The organism is Hydrogenophaga flava NBRC 102514 (genome assembly GCF_001571145.1).
Lineage (GTDB): Bacteria > Pseudomonadota > Gammaproteobacteria > Burkholderiales > Burkholderiaceae_C > Hydrogenophaga > Hydrogenophaga flava.
This window is the reverse complement of record NZ_BCTF01000036.1, coordinates 21,801-38,490: the sequence shown is the minus strand read 5'-3', so window position 1 is coordinate 38,490 and position 16,690 is coordinate 21,801. Positions and strand designations below refer to the sequence as shown.

Sequence of the window (16,690 nt, the reverse complement as noted above, 5' to 3'; positions counted from 1 at the left end):
AGGCCGCTGCGATTTGGCATCTCCTGAACAGGGTGCAAACCTAGACTTGTTCCGTCTCAACGCAGCGGATCAACCCATGACCTTCCAACCCAAATTCATCAGTTTCGATTGCTACGGCACCCTCATCAACTTCGAGATGGGGCCGACGGCCAAGGTCCTGTTCAAGGACCGTGTGCCGGTCGAGCGCATGCCGGCGTTTCTGGACAGCTTCAGGGCCTATCGCCTCGACGAGGTGCTGGGCGACTGGAAGCCGTTTTTCAACGTGCTGGAGAACGCCATTCAACGCACCTGCAAGAAACACGGCATCGAATGCCTGGACGCTGATGCGGTCGCTTTGTACGCTGCCGTGCCCACCTTTCAGCCGCATCCGAACGTGGTCGAGGTGCTGGAAGCCATCGCGCCGCATGTGCCGCTGGTGATCCTGTCGAACTCGATGGTGGATCTCATTCCCCACAGCGTCGCGCACCTCAAGGCCCCTTTCTACAAGGTCTACACCGCTGAAGAGGCGCGCGCCTACAAGCCGCGCATGCAGACCTTCGAATACATGTTCGACCAGCTCGGTTGCGGACCCGAACAGATGATGCATGTCTCGTCGAGCTTCCGGTACGACCTGATGACAGCGTCCGACCTGGGCTTCATGGCCAAGGCCTTCATCGACCGCGGTCACGAGCCCACGTCGACCGAATACGGCGTGAGCCGCCTGAGCGACGTGCGCCAACTGCCAGCGCTGCTGGGCCTCTGATGTTCGGCCCCGACGCACACCGTGGACCGCCCGAGGCGGTGCCACCGGAAGGACCGGACGAGGCCGCGGAGCTGAGCACCGCGGCGCCGAGCCTGGCGCCGGCCGAGGCGCAGGCGCTGGTGGCGCGCCTCTACGGCATCGACGGCAGCACCATCCAGCCGCTGGCGGGCGAGCGCGACCAGAACTGCGCGGTGGAGACGGTCGATGGCACGCGCTACGTGTTCAAGATCAGCAACGCCTCCGAGCCGGTGCCGCTGGTCGATTTCCAGATCGCCGCGCTGGAGCACATCGCCAGAACATCGCCCAGCCAACCCGTCCCGCGCGTGGTGCGCACGCTGGACGGCCGCACGCGTGACACCGTGGAGCTCGCCGACGGCGCCCGCACTTCGGTGCGCATGCTCACCTACCTGGAAGGCACCCAGATCCGCGAGACGCCGCGCACCGCCGCGCAGCGCGTGGCGATGGGCCGGGGACTGGCCGAATTGAACCTCGCCCTGCAAGGCTTCACGCACCCTGCGGCCAAGCACGAGCTGCTGTGGAACGTGTCGGCCGCGCACCGCCTGACGGTGCAACTGGACAGCCTGCCTGAAGGGCCACGGCGCACACTGGCGCGGTCGTTCATGGCGCGCTTCACCGAGCATGTGCTGCCCCGCCTGAGATCGCTGCGGGCGCAGGTGATCCACAACGACTACCACCTCTACAACGTGCTGGTCGCGCCCGATGACCAGGCGCGCATCACCGGCATCATCGATTTCGGCGACATGCTTCATGCGCCACTGGTCGGCGAGGTGGCCACCGCTGCCGCCTTCCACATGACTGGCAGCGCCGACCCGTTCGAAGGGCCGTCGCAGTTCGTCGGCGCCTACCAGGCCGTGCTGCCGCTGACCGCGCCGGAGCAGGAGATCGTTGGCGACCTCATGGCGACGCGCCACCTCATCACCGCCCTGATCTCGGAGTGGCGCGCGCTGCGCTACCCCGAAAACCGGGCGTACATCATGCGCCACAACCCCGCAGCCTGGGAGGCGCTGTCGCAGATGGCGGACCTCCCCCGCCACGAAGTGCGCGACCGTTTACTGACCCCAACACGCAAAGGAACCTCCTCATGAAAACCACCGCCGACTTCAACATGGTCAACGCCTACATTCCCGGGCGCGCCAATGTCGAGCCCGCCACCGAGGCCATGATTGCGCGGCGCAATGCGCTGCTCGGCCCGGCCTACCGGCTGATGTACGAACACCCGCTGCACATCGTGCGCGGCGAAGGCGCGTGGCTGATCGACCCGCAAGGCCGCCGCTACCTGGACGCCTACAACAACGTCACCTCGCTCGGGCACTGCCACCCCGCGGTGGCCGACGCCATCTGCCGCCAGGTGCAGACGCTCGCGACCAACACGCGTTACCTGCACGACACCATCCTGGAACTGGCCGAGCGCCTGCTCGCCAGCGTGCCCGGCACCGACCTGGCCCACCTGATGCTGACCTGCACCGGCAGCGAGGCCAACGACCTGGCCTACCGCATTGCCAAGGTGCGCACGAAGGGCACCGGCGTGATCGTCACCGACACCGCCTACCACGGCATCACCGACGCCGTGTCGCAGTTCTCGCCATCGCTGGGCCCGACGGTTGATCTCGGCCCGCACGTTCGCCTTGTGGCGGCGCCGCGCCAGTACCACGCCGAGGGCGCCGACCTGGGCGAGCGCTTCACGCGCGATGTGGAGGCGGCCATCGCCGACCTGCAGCGCCACGGCATCAAGCCGGCGGCCCTGATCGTCGATTCGCTCTTCACCAGCGACGGCATCCTGCCCGAGCCTGCGGGCTTCCTGAAGGGTGCGGTCGAAGCGATCAAACGTGCCGGCGGCCTGTTCATCGCCGACGAGGTGCAGCCCGGCTTTGGCCGCACCGGCGGGCACATGTGGGGCTTCCAGCGTCACGGCCTGGTTCCCGACATCGTCACCCTGGGCAAGCCCATGGGCAACGGCCAGCCCATCGCCGGCCTGCTGGCGACCGCCGACGCCCTGGCGGAGTTCGGCGAGTACTCGCGCTACTTCAACACCTTCGCCGGCAACACGGTCTCGTGCGCGGCGGCCCTCGCGGTGCTGGAGACCATTGAGCGGGAACAGCTGATGTCGCACGCCGCCAAGGTCGGCCAGCTGCTGCTCGACGGCATCGCCGGGCTCGCCGCCAAGCACGAGGCCATTGGCGACGTGCGCGGGGCGGGGCTTTTCGTCGGCGTCGAGTTCGTGTCAGACCGCAAGACACGGGTGGCAGATCGTGGCCTCACCAGTCGGGTCGTCAACCTGATGCGCGACAAGGGCGTGCTGCTCAGCGCCTGCGCCCAGGGCCACAACGTGCTCAAGATCCGGCCGCCGCTGGTGCTGTCGGCTGAGCAGGCCGGCATGGTGATCGATGTGCTGGACCAATCGCTCACCGAGGCGAAGACCACATCGTCGCGGTCGGCCTGACGATACGATGGCGCCATGAAATCAGTGGTTTCGTTCGACCGGTTTGACCTCAAGATCCTGGTGCGCCTTCAGCGCGAGGGCCGCTGCTCGAACGTGGATCTGGCGGAGGCCGTGGGCCTCAGTCCCAGCCCGTGCTTGCTGCGCACGAAGCGTATGCAAGAGGTCGGGCTGATCCGCAGCTATGGCGCCGACATCGCACTGGAAAAACTGGGTGACCACGTCATCGTGTTCTCCGAGGTCACCCTCGGCAGCCACACGCCCCACGACTTCCGCAAGTTCGAGCAAGCCGCCGCCAAGCACGAGGAAATCGTCGAGTGCTACAACGTCAGCGGCGGCTACGACTACCTGCTGAAGATCGTGGCGCCGGGCGTCGGCTATTTCCAGGCGCTGATGGACCAGATGCTGGAAGACGACATGGGCATCGAACGTTTCGCCAGCCGGATCGTGCTGCGTCAGCCGCTGAACCGGCGCGAATACCCACTGGGCATCATCGCGAACCGCAAGCGCTGGGAATAAGGCTCGGGAGCGACCACACCACGGCAGGATCTGCTGGCAGGTCCCCACACAATCGCAGGCTGCTTTGCGCACGCCCCTCAATACGGCATGGGCGCGAGGGGCATGGGGCCTAGACTTTTGGTGATCCATCCCTGAGCGACGAATGAGATCCACCATGTCCCCTCCGCTGCAACACATCCAGACCTCGACCACGCTGCCGGCCTCTGCCGACGTCGTGGTGATCGGCGGCGGCATCATCGGTGTCTTCACCGCCTACTACCTGGCACAGCGCGGCGTGTCGGTCGCCCTGGTCGAGAAGGGCAGGATCGGCGCTGAACAGTCCAGCCGCAACTGGGGCTGGTGCCGCCAGCAAAACCGCGACGCCCGCGAGCTGCCCATGGCGAGCAAAAGCCTCGACCTGTGGGAACAGTTTGCCGCCGAGAGCGGTGAAGACACGGGGTTTCATCGCTGCGGGCTCTTGTACCTGAGCAATGACGAGGCCGAGATATCGCGTTGGGCCAGCTGGGGCGAATTTGCCAAGACCGCCGGCGTGACCACCCACATGCTGAGCGCCCGTGAGGCCGCCGAGCGCGGGCGGGCGACCGGCCGCGCCTGGAAAGGCGGCGTGTTCTCACCCACCGATGGCACGGCCGACCCCGGCAAGGCCGCGCCCGCGGTGGCGGCCGCGCTCATCAAGCTCGGTGGCAGCGTCCACCAGAACTGCGCGGCCCGCGGCATTGAGCTTTCGGGCGGGCGCGTCAGCGGCGTCATCACGGAAGCCGGCGTCATCAAGACAAAAACGGCCGTGCTGGCCGGCGGCGCCTGGGCGTCTTCGTTCTGCCGCCAGCTGGGCATCCGGTTCCCGCAGGCGACGGTTCGGCAATCCCTCCTGAGCGTGTCGCCGGTGGAACAAGGCTTGCCGGATGTCCTGTTCAGCGCCGACGTGTCCGTGACGCGCCGCAGCGACGGGCGCTACGCACTGGCCATCAGCGGCAGTGGGCATGTGGACCCGAGCCTGCAGCTGTTGCGCTTCTCGCCTCAGTTTCTGCCGATGTTCGCCAAGCGCTGGCGCAACATCCGCCCGGGTGGCCTGGAAGGCATTCGCGGCGGCCATGAAACGCTGGCGCGTTGGCGGCTCGACGCGCCGACGCCCATGGAGCGGGTGCGCATCCTCGATCCGAGGCCCGATGCGTCCATGCTCCGGAAGATCCACCACCGCGCCGTCGAACTGCTGCCCCAGCTTCGCGACGCCCCGATCACCCACACCTGGGCCGGTTACATCGACAGCACACCCGACGGCGTGCCCGGCATCGGTGAGGTGCCGGGGGTGCCGGGTTTCATCCTGGCCGCGGGCTTTTCCGGTCATGGCTTTGGCATCGGCCCTGGCGCCGGCCATCTGATCGCGGACCTGGCCAGCGGCGCCCCACCGATCTTTGATCCCGCACCCTTCCGGCCGGAACGGTTCAGCGCTTCGGCGTGGGGCAAGGTGGCGGATTTCTAGTCAACCACCCGCATAGACCTCGGCCAGGTCGCACAAGTCCCAGTTGCCGCCGGTCAGCACCACACAGACTTTTTCGTCGGGCCTGAGCTTCACGCTGCCGGCCAGCAGGGCGCCGATGCCGATGGAGGCGGCAGGCTCGGCGATCAGCTTCGCATCTTTGACCAGCGCGCGCATGCCCGCGATGATGTGTTCGTCCTCGACCAGAACGATCTCGTCCACGTACTTTTCAATGATGGGATAGGGGTTCTGCCCCGGCACGCTGATGCGCAAACCGTCCGCAATGGTGTTCTTGAGCGGCACCGAGAGGCAGGTTTCCTTGATGGCGGTAGCGATGCCGGAGATGAGGCCGCCGCCACTCATGGGGATGATGACCGTGTCCAGATAGGTCAGGCCTAGGTGACGTGCCACCGCTATTGTCCAGTCGCTGTGAACAGCGCAGCTGAGGCGCAACTCGCGCAGCGGGCCACCGAGGTTGCCGGCCTGAAATCCGGCGTCGCACCGTGGCCGGCATGCGCCCCCGAGGACTTCGCGTTCATGCTTCGCAAGCGGCCCGGCGCCTATCTCTGGCTCGGTTAGGGCGGCGGCGAACGCCCGCTTCACCACCCTTGCACGACTTCAACGACGACGCGCTGCCGCACGGCGTGAGCTGGTTCTGTGCGGTGGACGAGATGGCGCTTGCCGCGTGACGCGACCCACACCGTGTCGACGGCGCACGGACGACTGCGGGTGATGGCCCACAGGCGCTCACACGCTGCGTCAGGTAATGCTCTTGCACCGGGTCAGCCCGATGGGGCTGTAGCGAATCCAGATGCCTGGCAACTCGCACGGTGCCCCGTCTGTTTGACCCATCTGCACTTGCTCTAAATGCCTGCCAAAACGTCAAGCTCCGAGGTCGCGATCGTCTCCGCCCATTCAATGAGGCGGCGCAAGCCTGCCCTGGGCGTGGCATCCGAGTTCCACTGAAGTCGGTAGGCCCTGTTCGCGGGCCAGCCGATCGAACTCAGTTGAGTGATCGCGCCTTGCTTGCGGTATCCATCCGCCACATAACCAGGAAGAAGTGCGACGCCGATGCCACTGATCACGGCGGTGAGGGCGAGTGAGGCTTGGGCGTACGCAGGCCCCTCTGCGAGAAGGCCTGGCTCGACCTCCCTGTCGAGGTTTGCCAGGCGCAACCAGGCCTCCCATGCGTTGGCCATGCTCGTTCTGATCAACGGCACTGACTTCAGCAGGTCTGGCAAGCCTTGTGGCGAGAAGGTGGTCCCCTCGACCAGATATTTCGCAAGGTCAGGCCGACACAACAAGGCTGGCGATGCGTAGGGCCGATAGACCAAGGAGAGAAGGCATACGGACGACATCCCCGTCGGATGGGTCTCGCAGAGTTCGATCGCGGCATCCGATTGCGCGGATTGCGCGCCCTGAGCGTCCGAGCGATCAATCAGGTTGAGTCTGACCTCTGGGTTCTGGCGCACGAACTCACCGATTCGAGGCATCAGCCACAAGTTCGCAAAGGAGGACGGAGCGGACACGGTCAGCGTGGAGTGCTTGTCACTCTTGTCGGTGATGCGGCGGGTTGCTCGGTGGAGCTGTTGGAGTGCCGCCAGGGTTTCTTCCCAGTACAAGCGGCCGACGGGAGTCAGTTCCAGGCGTCCGTGCTCTCGGTCGAACAATGTCACCCCGAGCTGTCGTTCCAGGTTGAGGATCTGATTGCTGACGGCGCTTTGTGTCAGATTGAGCTCTTTCGCCGCACGCGTAAAGCTGCCCGAGCGTGCACTCGCGTCCAGGCATCGGAGGGCGGTGGTCGTGGGCAGGAACTGCATCCATGAATTTTATGCGTGCAGTCATTCAATATTCCCGTTTGTCCGCGGGCGCTGGCCTCCCTAAACTGCCCTGCATGCGATCGGTCGGACACAGGCCGGTTGTTCAATAAACAGGAGACTCCGTGTACCAGTTCAAGCCTTCAACATCCCTTTGTCTTGCCGCCGCGACCTGTGCAGCCGCGCTGGTTGCTCCTCTTGGCGCCCATGCGCAAGCCGCGTATCCGAACAGGGCTGTGGAGCTCATTGCGCAGCAGCCGCCGGGGAGCCAATCCGAGAAAATCAGCCGCATCTGGGCAGAATGCGCAGCCCGTGAGCTGGGCCAGCCGGTCGTCGTCATCAACAAGCCGGGTGCGAACGGCGTCGTGGCGACCAACTTCCTGAAGAACCAGCCCGCCGACGGCTACACCATCATGACCGTCGGCATGTCGCAGATGACGATCACGCCGTACGTCTACAAGAAACTTCCCTACGACGTGGAGAAGGACTTCGACGGCGTTGCGGTGCTGAGCACGTCACCGCTGATGTTGGTCGCGAGCACGCAGAGCGGGATCAAGAAGCTGTCTGACATTTCGGCCTATGCCGCCAAGCAGCCCGGCGGCGTGAACTTCGGCTCCCCGGGCAAGGGCAGCCCTGCACATCTGCTGACGGCGGCAGTGGCGCATCACCTCAAAGCCGAAGGAACGCATGTGCCATTCGTTGGCGAGTCGGCCGGCGCCATTGCGCTGACGGGTGGCCAGATCGACATCATGACACTCACCTCCGGAACGGCAGGTCCGCTCATCAAGGATGGTCGAATCGTGGCGCTTTCGGTCTACACCGAGGCGCGAGAGAAGGCATTTGCGGATGTTCCGACCATCGTGGAGTTGACTGGCAGCAAGGACTTGGCGCGCCCGGGGTGGCTTGCTCTGGTCGTCAAGGCAGGAACACCGCCCGCAGTTTTGAAGCGCTTGAGCGAAGTTACAACGAATTGCGTTCGATCCGACGCTGGGTACCGCAAGAACCTCGAAACGGTGCATGTATCGCCCATCGAGTCAACGCCTGCAGACGTGAAGGCCTGGACGGATCGCTATTCAGCTGTGTTTCGCCCGATCATCACGCGGCTCGGGCTGGCCGAGTAAGAGCCGTCGGTGGTCGCTTCCGCAAGATCGGGGCCGTGCCTGGCTATCGACGGGCTCGGGTCCATACGTGGTCGGTTCGAGGACGGGCTCATGGTGTTCCGTGGGGTGCCCTACGCGGCCACTCCCTATGGGACCCAGCGCTTCGCTGCCCCGCAGGCGCGAGGTCCATGGGATGGGGAATTGCAGGCTCTCCAGTTTGGACCGGCATCGCCTCAAGCCCCTCGGCGCGCCGGCGAAGCGTTCTTCGGTGGTGATGACTGCCTGACACTGAACGTGTGGGCGCCGTCCGATCCACCCCAAGGCGCCGGTTGGCCGGTGATGATCTGGATTCCCGGTGGCGCTTTCATGCGAGGCTATGCGGGCGACCCGGTTTACGACGGGGCCGCCTTCGCACGGCACGGAATCGTGTTCGTTTCGCTGAACTACCGAGTGGGCATCGACGGCTTCATGCATTTGCCAGGGACGCCGGCCAATCGCGGACTTCTTGACCAGGTGTGTGCATTGCGGTGGGTGCAGAAGCACATCCATCGCTTTGGTGGCGATCCGCGGCGTGTGACGATTGCTGGTGGCTCAGCCGGCGCAGGCTCCGTGGCTTGCCTGATCGGGATGCCAGACACCAAGGGCTTGTTCGGCCGCGCCATCCTGCAGAGCCCCAGCACCAGCACGCAAACGATCGAAGAGGCCGAACTTGCGAGTCGAGCGATCGCACGACTGCTGGGCGTTGCGCCAACAGTCGAGGCGATGAAGACGGTTCCCATCGAGAGGTGCATCGCCGCCGTCAACAGGTTGGCTGGCGATCCGGCACTTCGGCAGACCCTTGGAATGAGTGCACGGCAATACTTCCCGCTGCGTCCTGTGGTCGACGCAGAGGTGTTGACTCACGCGCCGATCGATGCATTGTCTGGGAGGCAGGGGGGCTCGGACCTCGCGAAGGTCGACATCCTTGTCGGATCCAACCTTGAGGAGATGCGGCTGTATCTGCTTCCCAATGGAACGCTGGACCAGGCAGAAGGCGATCTCCCGAGGCGGTTTGCCGACGCAGTGGGGTGGTCGAGCCGACTTGAGTTGCACTACCAGCGAAAGTACGCCAATTGCCGACCCGGCGAGCTGCTCTGTGCCATGCAATCGGACTACTTCTACAGAGAGCCTGCACGGCTCATCGCCCATCACGCAGCTGAAGCAGGTTGCGACGCGTATCTCTATGAGTTCGAGTGGCAGTCGTGCCTTCACGGAGGCAGGCTGGGCGCGGCGCACGGATTGGAAATCCCGTTTGTGTTCGATCAGATCGACACGCCAGCAGGTCGCGAGATCACTGGTCCGGGTGCGCCGTTGTCCTTGGCCGCCGCGATGCACACAGCATGGGTCCGGTTTGTCGTTGACGGCCTTCCCGGATGGCCGACCAACAACGGAGAAGGCCGAACGATGATGCGGTTTGCTGAACAGTCGGCATTGGGTATGGACGACTACAGGCTCCCTCCCAGGGCCATGTCTCAGGCGAGGGTCGGCTCAGGGTCGTGATCTCGACCAGCTTGGTGACAAGGCGGATCGACAGCTCGCAGGCAAGGTCGAAGTGGAGGGCGGCCTACGCTGGCGCTTCTTTGCGGTGGTGACCTGCACCACACCTTCCTGGCCATGGAAGAGGTTCACGCACCACAGGTCGGCGAAGGCGTCCAGCAGTTCGTGGCCTTATCGTCCGTGAGCCAGTCACCGCGCGCCGGTCAGCAGCGGATCGCGTGCTGCGTGCTGGCGCCACGCCGCGACGGGGTGGGCGAGGTGTACATGGTCGAGAGCGACAAGTTCAGCAAGGTGTTTGGTGCTCATTGGGTTTCCCATGTGTCATCGTGACGGAGAGATTGAGCGCGCTGCGCCACAGCGTGATGCGGGCTTCAGGGTGCGAGGCCACGCTTCATATCGTTTTGGAGTGGGACTTGGCAGATGATGCTTTGGTCACACTGCCGTCCTCTCGCATGAACCGCAAACTTGCGCGATCACTCTTCGCGTTGATAGACGTCGGCCAGGTCGCACAGGTCCCAGTTGCCACCGGTCAGCACCACACAGACCTTTTCGTCGGGCCTGAGCTTCACGCTGCCGGCCAGCATGGCGCCGATGCCGATGGAGGCGGCGGGCTCGGCGATCAGCTTGGCATCCTTGGCCAGCGCGCGCATGCCCGCGATGATGTGTTCGTCCTCGACGAGGATGATTTCGTCGACATACCTTTCGATGATGGGGTAGGGGTTCTGCCCTGGCACGCTGATGCGCAAACCGTCCGCAATGGTGTTCTTGAGCGGCAGCGAAGTGCGTTCCTTGTTGATGCGGCTGTGGAAGTACTTGGGGGTCAGGGCGGGTTCGGCGCCGATGACACGCACCGAGGACCGGGTTTCCTTGATGGCGGTGGCGATGCCGGAGATGAGGCCGCCGCCGCCCATGGGGATGATGACCGTGTCCACATCGGCCAGGTCTTCCAGGATTTCAAGGCCGATGGTGCCCTGGCCGGCCATGACCAGCGGGTCCTCAAAGGCGTGCACCACCGCGTAGTGGTGCTCTGCGGCGATCTCGTACCCCCGCTTCCATCGGGCGGCGGTGTCGCCATCGAACAGCACCACTTCCGCGCCCAGCGCCTGGGTGTTCTGAATCTTGATCTTGGGCGTGGTCACGGGCACCACCAGCACCGCCTTGACGCCCAGCATCCGGGCGGCATAGGCCAGCCCCTGGGCATGGTTGCCCGACGAGGTGGCGATGATGCCGTTGGCAATGGCTTCTTTGGGGAGTGACAGCGACTTGTTCAGCGCGCCCCGGATCTTGAAGGCGCCGGTGATCTGCAGGGTCTCGGGCTTCAGATACAGCTGGCAACCGACGCTGGCCTCGATCTTCTCTGCGCGCAGCAGCGGCGTGTGCCGGATGAGGGGCCTCAGCCGATCACGGGCCTGGTGGATGTCCTGCAGGGTGGGGTGTTCGAGCATGCTCATGGAATGAACTCAAAGGTGGTGCCGGTGTGGCTGGCGATGGCGTTTCGGTAGATCCTGGCCGCGGTGGTGTTGTCCTGGATGGCCATGCCCGTGGAGTCGAAGATCGTGATCTCTTGGTCGGTCTCGCGCCCCGGCTTTTGGCCCAGCAGGATCTCGCCGATCTCTGCGTGGATGTTGTCCTGGGTGATGATGTTCTGGTTCAGCGGGTGCCAGGTCTCGCCCTTTTCGATGCACTGCGCGATCGAGTCGTTGACGATCTTGGCGTTGCGAAAAATCTCTGGTTCCAGTTCCTGCTTGCCATACGTGTCCGTGCCCATGGCCACGATGTGCGTGCCGGGCTGTATCCAGGCGGCTTGCACCAGCGCGCCTTTGCCGCGGGTGGTGGTGATCAGGATGTCTGCCTGTTCCACCGCGGCTTGCATGGAGCGGGCCATCACCACCGGAATGCCAAACTCGTGTTCGATGTCGGCCTTGTAGCGGGCGAGGTTCTCGGGGTGGTGGTCCCAGGCGTGGATTTCTTCGATCTTCATCACCTCGCGGATGGCCCGGATCTGCATGCGGGCCTGGTTGCCGGTGCCGATGGAGGTGATCTTCCGGGCGTTCTGGCGGGCCAGCACCTTGACCGACACGGCACCCGCGGCACCGGTGCGCAGGCCGGTGATCAGGCTGCCGTCCATGACGCAGACCAGGGCGCAGGTGCGGGCGTCGAACAGCAAAATGGTGCCCATGCCGCTGGGCACGCCGTGCTCCGCCAGGTTGTTGGGAAAGCCACCGGACGAGGCCTTCATGGAAATCATTTCATTGGCTTCGCAATAGCCCAGCTTGAAGTCGATCTCGCCCCGAGGCGGTGGCAGGTGGATGCAGGTGTAGGGCGGCTGATTCACCTGGCCGCTGTTGAAGGCCTTGTAGGCCTCTTCCACCGTCCCGATGACTTCGTTCATGCGGATCAGGCGGCCCACGTTCTCTTTGTTCAACAACAGTGTCTTCATGGTGGTCGGTTGGGGTTTCAGTAACCGCGCGTGCGGTCGACCAGCCCGATCATGGGCAGGCCTTGTTGGTGCCGCCGCAGGTTGTCGAGGACCGCATCGGCTGCGGTTTCGGGCTGCGTCATGCTGGCGATGTGGGGCGTGAGGGTCACCTGGGAGTGCGTCCAGAACGCATGCCCTGGCGGCAGCGGCTCCGGTTCGCACACGTCCAGCACAGCGCGGGAGAGCTGGCCTGCTTCGAGGGCCTTCAGCAGATCGTCCTGCACCAGGTGCGCGCCCCTGCCCACGTTGATCAGGCAGGCACCCCGCGGCAACTGGTCGAACAGCGATTGGCACAGAATGCCGCAGGTGCTGTCGGTCAGGGGCAGCAGGCAGATCAGGATGTCGGTGCGTTCCAGAAAGGCCTGCAAGCCATCGGGGCCGGCATGGCATTCGGCGCCTTCGATGGTTTGCGGCGACCGGCTCCAGCCCGCACAGGGAAAGCCGAAGCTGCCCAGGCGCTCCAGCACGGCGCGGCCCAGCACACCCAGGCCCAGCACACCGACGCGTCGCGACGAGGCGGGAAACACGCGATGGGTCTGCCAGCGGCCTTCCTGCTGCTGTTGGCGGTAGGTGTGCCAGTCGCGGTGCAGGGACAACACGGCCAGGGTCACGTACTCGACCATGCCGTTGACGATGCCGGACTCGACCATGCGCACCACCGGCAGCGTCTCGGGGATCGCGGAAAAATCGAACTGGTCGATGCCAGCCCCAACGGAGAACAGCACCTCCAGATTTGGAAACCGGGTGGCCAGGTCCTGCGGGGGCTCCCACGCGGCGAGGTAGCGCACGTCATGCGTGTCTCCGGTGTCGGGCCAGATGCGAAAACGCAGTTCCGGCAGTTTTTGCGCGAACCGCTCAGCCCACAGGGCGCCGCGCACGGGGTCGGATTTGTAGAGAAAGCTCATGGGCCATCACTTCGGGCGGTAGATCACGTAGACCTTGGTCACCGGCTCGCGGCTGTCCCAGGTGCAGCTGGCACCTTGCTCGACGAGGAAGATGTCACCTTCGGCGAAGGTACCGCTGCGGCCGGTTTCATCCACGAAGTCCACGCTGCCTTCGAGCAGGTACATCAGTTCGTAGTGGCGGTAGAACAAGGGACGGCGCGCGTAGGGCGTGGAGTCCCAGGTGCCGCACATGAATTCGCCGTCGGCGCTGGTGTAGTCGGTGAAGTTCCGGCAAGAGGGCACTGGCGTGGTCAACAGGTCGAGCGATGGCGTGCCCGAAGGCTTGAGCTCTGGCCCTTGCTGGATCTGCACGATGGCGCCGGTGCCCGGCTGGCTGTGGTGGTAGCGCGTGAAGATCAGCGACACCGGCCCTTGCGCCGACCAGGTGAATGCCGCGCCGTGCTGGATCACCGCGCTCTGGCCCGGCGCCAGTGTCAGCGTGGCACCCGGCTGCGACAGGGTCAGGCTGCCCTCGGTGACGAGGATGAATTCATCCGCCGGCAGGGATGGCACCGAGCCCTGGCCGGCGTCGAGCGCGATCACGCCCGCGGTCACGGGGCCGCCCGGCGCCCAGTCCAGGACGCGGCGGCTGGACAGGAAGCGGTCCTCTGCGGCCGGCGCGCTCACTGCGATGCCCTGGCTCTGGTCGCGTGCGAACTGGCGCAGATCCACAAAGGAAGGGGGGTTGGCCAGCATGGCCGCTGCTTGCTGCAAATTCGACATGGTTTGTTCGCGATGTGATGAAGATGAATAGAAAGGCTAGGCCGCTTGCGTGGCCTGCTGGGCAAAACGCCCGATGTGGTAGCACTCGATGGGGGTGGTCGTGGCGCCGGTGTGGATCAGCTCGGCCATCACGTCGCCCACGCCTGGGCCCAGCTGGAAGCCTTCGCCGGAGAAGCCAAAGGCGTAGTACAGGCCGGGCACGCGAGCGCTCGGCCCCATGGCCGGCCGGCTGTCTTGCATGTAGCCCTCGATCCCGCTCCAGACGCGGATGATGTGGAGGTGCTTGAGTGCTGGGATCACACGCGGCGCCTGCGCCAGCTTGATCAGCGTTCTGCGCGGGTTCACGCAAGCGCGCCGGTTCTCCATGTCCACCGGTTCATGGCCGCCGCCGCCGATGACGATGTTGCCGCGCGCCACCTGACGGAAGTAGGCGCTTTGCTCGGGCACGTCCGTCAACGCGCCCATGGTCGGCCCGATGGCGTAAGGCACCGGTTCGGTGACGCACATCTGCGGTGCTTTGACGATCATCGGCACCGGCTCGCCGAAGCTGGCGCTGATGCGGTCGCCCCAGGCGCCGGCGGTGATGAGGGCCACGGGCGCACGGAAGATGCGGCCATCGGCAGCGGTCACGCGGAACTCTGCGCCGTCCTTTTCAACCGCCACGATCTCGGTGTTTTCGAACACCTGCGCACCTTCGCGCGCTGCAGCCCGGCCGATGATCGGTGCCGCCAGACGGGGGTTCGCATGGCCGTCGTTGGGGGCATAACAACCCGAAGTGACTTCCGGCCCCAGGTAGGGAAAGCGTTCGCGCAGCGCTTGCTTGCTCAGCATCTGCATGCCAATGCCGAAGTCCTTCGCATCCTGCGCGTACTGTGCAATGCGTTCTTCGTGGGCCGACGTGAAGCCGAGGCGCAGGTGGCCGTTCAGCAAGAGCTCGACGTCCGCACCGAACAACTCCTTGAACTTCAGCCAGGTCTCGCGCGCGCGGTTGGACAGTGGCAGTTGTTCAAGGGGGCGGCCCATACGGCGCGTATTGCCGAAGTTGACGCCGCTGGCCTGCTGGCCGATCAATCCCCGCTCCAGCAGGATGACCGACATCCCGCGCTGACGCAAAAAGAAGGCCGCAGAGGCGCCCATGATGCCGCCACCGACGATGACCACATCTGCTTTGTTCGCACTCATTCCACGGCCTCCCGCACCGCCATCGACAGCGGCTTGACCGGCGCCTGGCCGCGCAGCCGTCCGACCTGGTCCACCGGCACACCGGCAGCATGCGCAATCACCTCCGCCCCGGCGTGTCCGCAATAGCGGCCCTGGCAGCGGCCCATGCCGACACGGCTCAGGGCCTTGGCCCGGTTCGCTTCCTGCGCGCCCATGTCGCACACCACGCGGCGCAGTTCGCCAGCAGTGATCGCTTCGCAGCGGCAGACGATGGCTTCGTCCGGCAACTGCGCGGCCTGCTGCACCGGCCACGGGAAGGCCTGCGCCAGGCCCTGGCGGAAGCGCTCCATGCCGGCCTGCTCGGCGCGCAGCCGCTGCAGCTCGTCCTGCGACGCGTCCAGACCAAAATCCTTGAGCACGGCCAGGGCGGCCAGCCGGCCTGCGATTTCGGCGGCGTCCGCGCCCAGCACGCGCGCGCCGTCGCCGGCCAGGTAGACACCGGGTGTCGAGGTGCGGCCGTCTTCACCGACCTCGGGCAGCCACTGCCGCGTCTCGGCGTCGAAGCGGAAGGCGCAGCGCGCCAGGTCGGCGAGCTGGGTTTCGGGGCGCAGGTGGTAACCCATGGCGACCGCGTCGCACTCGAAACGGTGCGTCGTTCCGCCCGCATCGCGGACCACCACACCCTGCACGCCGTCGTCCGGCGAGCCGGTGATTTCCACAGGTGTGACGCCGGCGAGCACCGGCACACCCGCGCGGCGGATGCGCGCCACCAGGGCCAGGCCCTTGAACAGCACGCCGGGCCGCGCCAGCAGCTTGGGCAGGGCGGCGATGCGCCGCGCGAAGGGCGAAGTGTCGAGCACGGCGGCCACCTCGGCGCCGGCCTTGATGTACTGCGCCGCTACCAGGTAGAGCAGGGGGCCGGTGCCCATGAACACGACGCGCCGGCCGATGGCACAGGCCTGTGCCTTCAGGGCGATCTGCGCGGCGCCCAGGCTGTAGGTGCCGGCCAGTTGCCAGCCCTTGACCGGCATCAGGCGGTCGGTGGCGCCGGAACAGATCACCAGCGCGTCGTAGGGCAGGGCCGATGAGGCCTCGTCCCTGACGACGTGCAACTTCTTATCGAAAACATTCCAGGCCAGGGCCTCGGGCCGGTAGTCGACCTGTGCGCGCAGCGCGTCGAAGCTGGTGTGCAGCGCCTCCGCGCGACCGGCTTCGGTGCCGTAGAGCTGGGCGTAGGGGCGGGTGAAGTTCTCCGGCTGGCGGCGGTAGATCTGGCCACCGTCGCGCCGGTTCTCGTCGATGACGGTGGGGTGCAGGCCGGCGGCCACCAGGGTCTGGGCGCAGCGCACGCCGGCAGGGCCGGCGCCGACAATGATCACGCGGGGTTGGGCCATGTCGCCTCCGGTTGGTGGGTCAGGATGTGCAGGCCTTCTTCCACGGCGGTGGTGCAGGCGCGCAGGCGTTCGCCACTGGCGGTCCACACCCAGCAGTCCTGGCAAGCGCCCATCAGGCAGAAGCCGGCGCGCCGGCCATCGCCGAATTCGGATTCGCGCAGGTGCCGCGTGTGGCTCAGCAGCGCGACCATCAGGGTGTCGCCGGCCAGCGCGGCGACCATCTGTCCGTCGATCACGATGCGCACGCGGGCGCGGCCTTTCTCTGCCAGACGGACGAATCGTTGGCTCATGTCATGTCTCCTGGTGGCCTGCCTCAGGTCAGGCAGGGCATTGGGGTCGG

At 65.6% G+C, this 16,690-nt stretch carries 17 protein-coding genes; 8 read left to right on the top strand and 9 right to left on the bottom strand.

Annotated elements, in window-relative coordinates; translation table 11 throughout:
• The first annotated feature begins 76 nt into the window (after positions 1–76).
• The 5 genes from HFL01S_RS22775 to HFL01S_RS22755 all read left to right on the top strand — a co-directional run bounded on the left by HFL01S_RS22775 (position 77) and on the right by HFL01S_RS22755 (position 5,199).
• Entirely contained in the window at positions 77–742 is a 666-nt protein-coding gene (locus tag HFL01S_RS22775) for a haloacid dehalogenase type II (RefSeq protein ID WP_066263180.1), read from the top strand.
• Entirely contained in the window at positions 742–1,848 is a 1,107-nt protein-coding gene (locus tag HFL01S_RS22770; protein WP_157539052.1) for a phosphotransferase, read from the top strand. The genes HFL01S_RS22775 and HFL01S_RS22770 overlap by 1 nt, the downstream gene beginning before the upstream one ends.
• Positions 1,845–3,203 (top strand): aspartate aminotransferase family protein, encoded by a 1,359-nt coding sequence (locus tag HFL01S_RS22765; protein WP_066263178.1) that lies wholly within the window; start codon positions 1,845–1,847, stop codon positions 3,201–3,203. Before HFL01S_RS22770 ends, HFL01S_RS22765 begins: the two co-directional genes overlap by 4 nt.
• A gap of 15 nt (positions 3,204–3,218) precedes the next feature.
• Positions 3,219–3,719 (top strand): Lrp/AsnC family transcriptional regulator, encoded by a 501-nt coding sequence (locus tag HFL01S_RS22760; RefSeq protein WP_066263176.1) that lies wholly within the window; start codon positions 3,219–3,221, stop codon positions 3,717–3,719.
• A 154-nt stretch (positions 3,720–3,873) separates the two neighbouring features.
• Positions 3,874–5,199, top strand: a complete 1,326-nt coding sequence (locus HFL01S_RS22755; protein ID WP_066263174.1) for an NAD(P)/FAD-dependent oxidoreductase — start codon at positions 3,874–3,876, stop codon at positions 5,197–5,199.
• Here the strand turns inward: HFL01S_RS22755 and HFL01S_RS22750 are convergent, their stop codons facing one another.
• On the bottom strand, positions 5,200–5,607 hold the full coding sequence (locus HFL01S_RS22750) for a pyridoxal-phosphate dependent enzyme (protein WP_245644903.1): 408 nt from the start codon (positions 5,605–5,607) through the stop codon (positions 5,200–5,202).
• A gap of 452 nt (positions 5,608–6,059) precedes the next feature.
• Entirely contained in the window at positions 6,060–7,016 is a 957-nt protein-coding gene (locus HFL01S_RS22745) for a LysR family transcriptional regulator (RefSeq protein WP_066263173.1), read from the bottom strand.
• A 122-nt stretch (positions 7,017–7,138) separates the two neighbouring features.
• On the opposite strand from HFL01S_RS22745, the gene HFL01S_RS22740 reads away from it, so the two are divergent.
• From HFL01S_RS22740 to HFL01S_RS22730, 3 genes are all read left to right on the top strand, one after another.
• Positions 7,139–8,134, top strand: a complete 996-nt coding sequence (locus HFL01S_RS22740; protein ID WP_084383583.1) for a Bug family tripartite tricarboxylate transporter substrate binding protein — start codon at positions 7,139–7,141, stop codon at positions 8,132–8,134.
• 9 nt (positions 8,135–8,143) lie between these two features.
• On the top strand, positions 8,144–9,652 hold the full coding sequence (locus tag HFL01S_RS22735) for a carboxylesterase/lipase family protein (protein ID WP_281179951.1): 1,509 nt from the start codon (positions 8,144–8,146) through the stop codon (positions 9,650–9,652).
• Positions 9,653–9,766: 114 nt separating this feature from the next.
• Complete coding sequence (locus HFL01S_RS22730) at positions 9,767–9,979, top strand: hypothetical protein (protein ID WP_066263168.1); 213 nt, start codon at positions 9,767–9,769, stop codon at positions 9,977–9,979.
• Positions 9,980–10,122: 143 nt separating this feature from the next.
• Here the strand turns inward: HFL01S_RS22730 and HFL01S_RS22725 are convergent, their stop codons facing one another.
• From HFL01S_RS22725 to HFL01S_RS22695, 7 genes are all read right to left on the bottom strand, one after another.
• Positions 10,123–11,100, bottom strand: a complete 978-nt coding sequence (locus HFL01S_RS22725; RefSeq protein ID WP_245644902.1) for a threonine ammonia-lyase — start codon at positions 11,098–11,100, stop codon at positions 10,123–10,125.
• Positions 11,097–12,089: an ornithine cyclodeaminase family protein gene (locus HFL01S_RS22720; protein WP_066263165.1), complete on the bottom strand. Its 993-nt coding sequence runs from the start codon at positions 12,087–12,089 to the stop codon at positions 11,097–11,099. The genes HFL01S_RS22725 and HFL01S_RS22720 overlap by 4 nt, the downstream gene beginning before the upstream one ends.
• 17 nt (positions 12,090–12,106) lie before the next feature.
• Positions 12,107–13,033 (bottom strand): 2-hydroxyacid dehydrogenase, encoded by a 927-nt coding sequence (locus HFL01S_RS22715; protein ID WP_066263163.1) that lies wholly within the window; start codon positions 13,031–13,033, stop codon positions 12,107–12,109.
• Positions 13,034–13,039: 6 nt separating this feature from the next.
• A complete protein-coding gene (locus HFL01S_RS22710) occupies positions 13,040–13,768 on the bottom strand; it encodes a cupin domain-containing protein (RefSeq protein ID WP_245644901.1) in 729 nt (242 codons plus the stop codon).
• Between the two features lie 63 nt (positions 13,769–13,831).
• A complete protein-coding gene (locus tag HFL01S_RS22705; RefSeq protein ID WP_066263160.1) occupies positions 13,832–14,977 on the bottom strand; it encodes an NAD(P)/FAD-dependent oxidoreductase in 1,146 nt (381 codons plus the stop codon).
• On the bottom strand, positions 14,974–16,350 hold the full coding sequence (locus HFL01S_RS22700; RefSeq protein ID WP_066263158.1) for an FAD/NAD(P)-dependent oxidoreductase: 1,377 nt from the start codon (positions 16,348–16,350) through the stop codon (positions 14,974–14,976). The genes HFL01S_RS22705 and HFL01S_RS22700 overlap by 4 nt, the downstream gene beginning before the upstream one ends.
• On the bottom strand, positions 16,332–16,640 hold the full coding sequence (locus HFL01S_RS22695; protein ID WP_066263155.1) for a (2Fe-2S)-binding protein: 309 nt from the start codon (positions 16,638–16,640) through the stop codon (positions 16,332–16,334). Before HFL01S_RS22695 ends, HFL01S_RS22700 begins: the two co-directional genes overlap by 19 nt.
• Positions 16,641–16,690: the final 50 nt, after the last annotated feature.

What these genes read in the sequence shown, in the direction of transcription:
- HFL01S_RS22770 (WP_157539052.1), top strand. Translation starts at nt 742, where the DNA reads ATGTTCGGCCCCGACGCACACCGTGGACCGCCCGAGGCGGTGCCACCG.
- HFL01S_RS22765 (WP_066263178.1), top strand. Translation starts at nt 1,845, where the DNA reads ATGAAAACCACCGCCGACTTCAACATGGTCAACGCCTACATTCCCGGG.
- HFL01S_RS22720 (WP_066263165.1), bottom strand. Translation starts at nt 12,089, where the DNA reads ATGAAGACACTGTTGTTGAACAAAGAGAACGTGGGCCGCCTGATCCGC.
- HFL01S_RS22700 (WP_066263158.1), bottom strand. Translation starts at nt 16,350, where the DNA reads ATGGCCCAACCCCGCGTGATCATTGTCGGCGCCGGCCCTGCCGGCGTG.
- HFL01S_RS22710 (WP_245644901.1), bottom strand. Translation starts at nt 13,768, where the DNA reads ATGCTGGCCAACCCCCCTTCCTTTGTGGATCTGCGCCAGTTCGCACGC.
- HFL01S_RS22730 (WP_066263168.1), top strand. Translation starts at nt 9,767, where the DNA reads ATGGAAGAGGTTCACGCACCACAGGTCGGCGAAGGCGTCCAGCAGTTC.
- HFL01S_RS22760 (WP_066263176.1), top strand. Translation starts at nt 3,219, where the DNA reads ATGAAATCAGTGGTTTCGTTCGACCGGTTTGACCTCAAGATCCTGGTG.
- HFL01S_RS22715 (WP_066263163.1), bottom strand. Translation starts at nt 13,033, where the DNA reads ATGAGCTTTCTCTACAAATCCGACCCCGTGCGCGGCGCCCTGTGGGCT.
- HFL01S_RS22705 (WP_066263160.1), bottom strand. Translation starts at nt 14,977, where the DNA reads ATGAGTGCGAACAAAGCAGATGTGGTCATCGTCGGTGGCGGCATCATG.
- HFL01S_RS22695 (WP_066263155.1), bottom strand. Translation starts at nt 16,640, where the DNA reads ATGAGCCAACGATTCGTCCGTCTGGCAGAGAAAGGCCGCGCCCGCGTG.
- HFL01S_RS22725 (WP_245644902.1), bottom strand. Translation starts at nt 11,100, where the DNA reads ATGAGCATGCTCGAACACCCCACCCTGCAGGACATCCACCAGGCCCGT.
- HFL01S_RS22775 (WP_066263180.1), top strand. Translation starts at nt 77, where the DNA reads ATGACCTTCCAACCCAAATTCATCAGTTTCGATTGCTACGGCACCCTC.
- HFL01S_RS22745 (WP_066263173.1), bottom strand. Translation starts at nt 7,016, where the DNA reads ATGCAGTTCCTGCCCACGACCACCGCCCTCCGATGCCTGGACGCGAGT.
- HFL01S_RS22755 (WP_066263174.1), top strand. Translation starts at nt 3,874, where the DNA reads ATGTCCCCTCCGCTGCAACACATCCAGACCTCGACCACGCTGCCGGCC.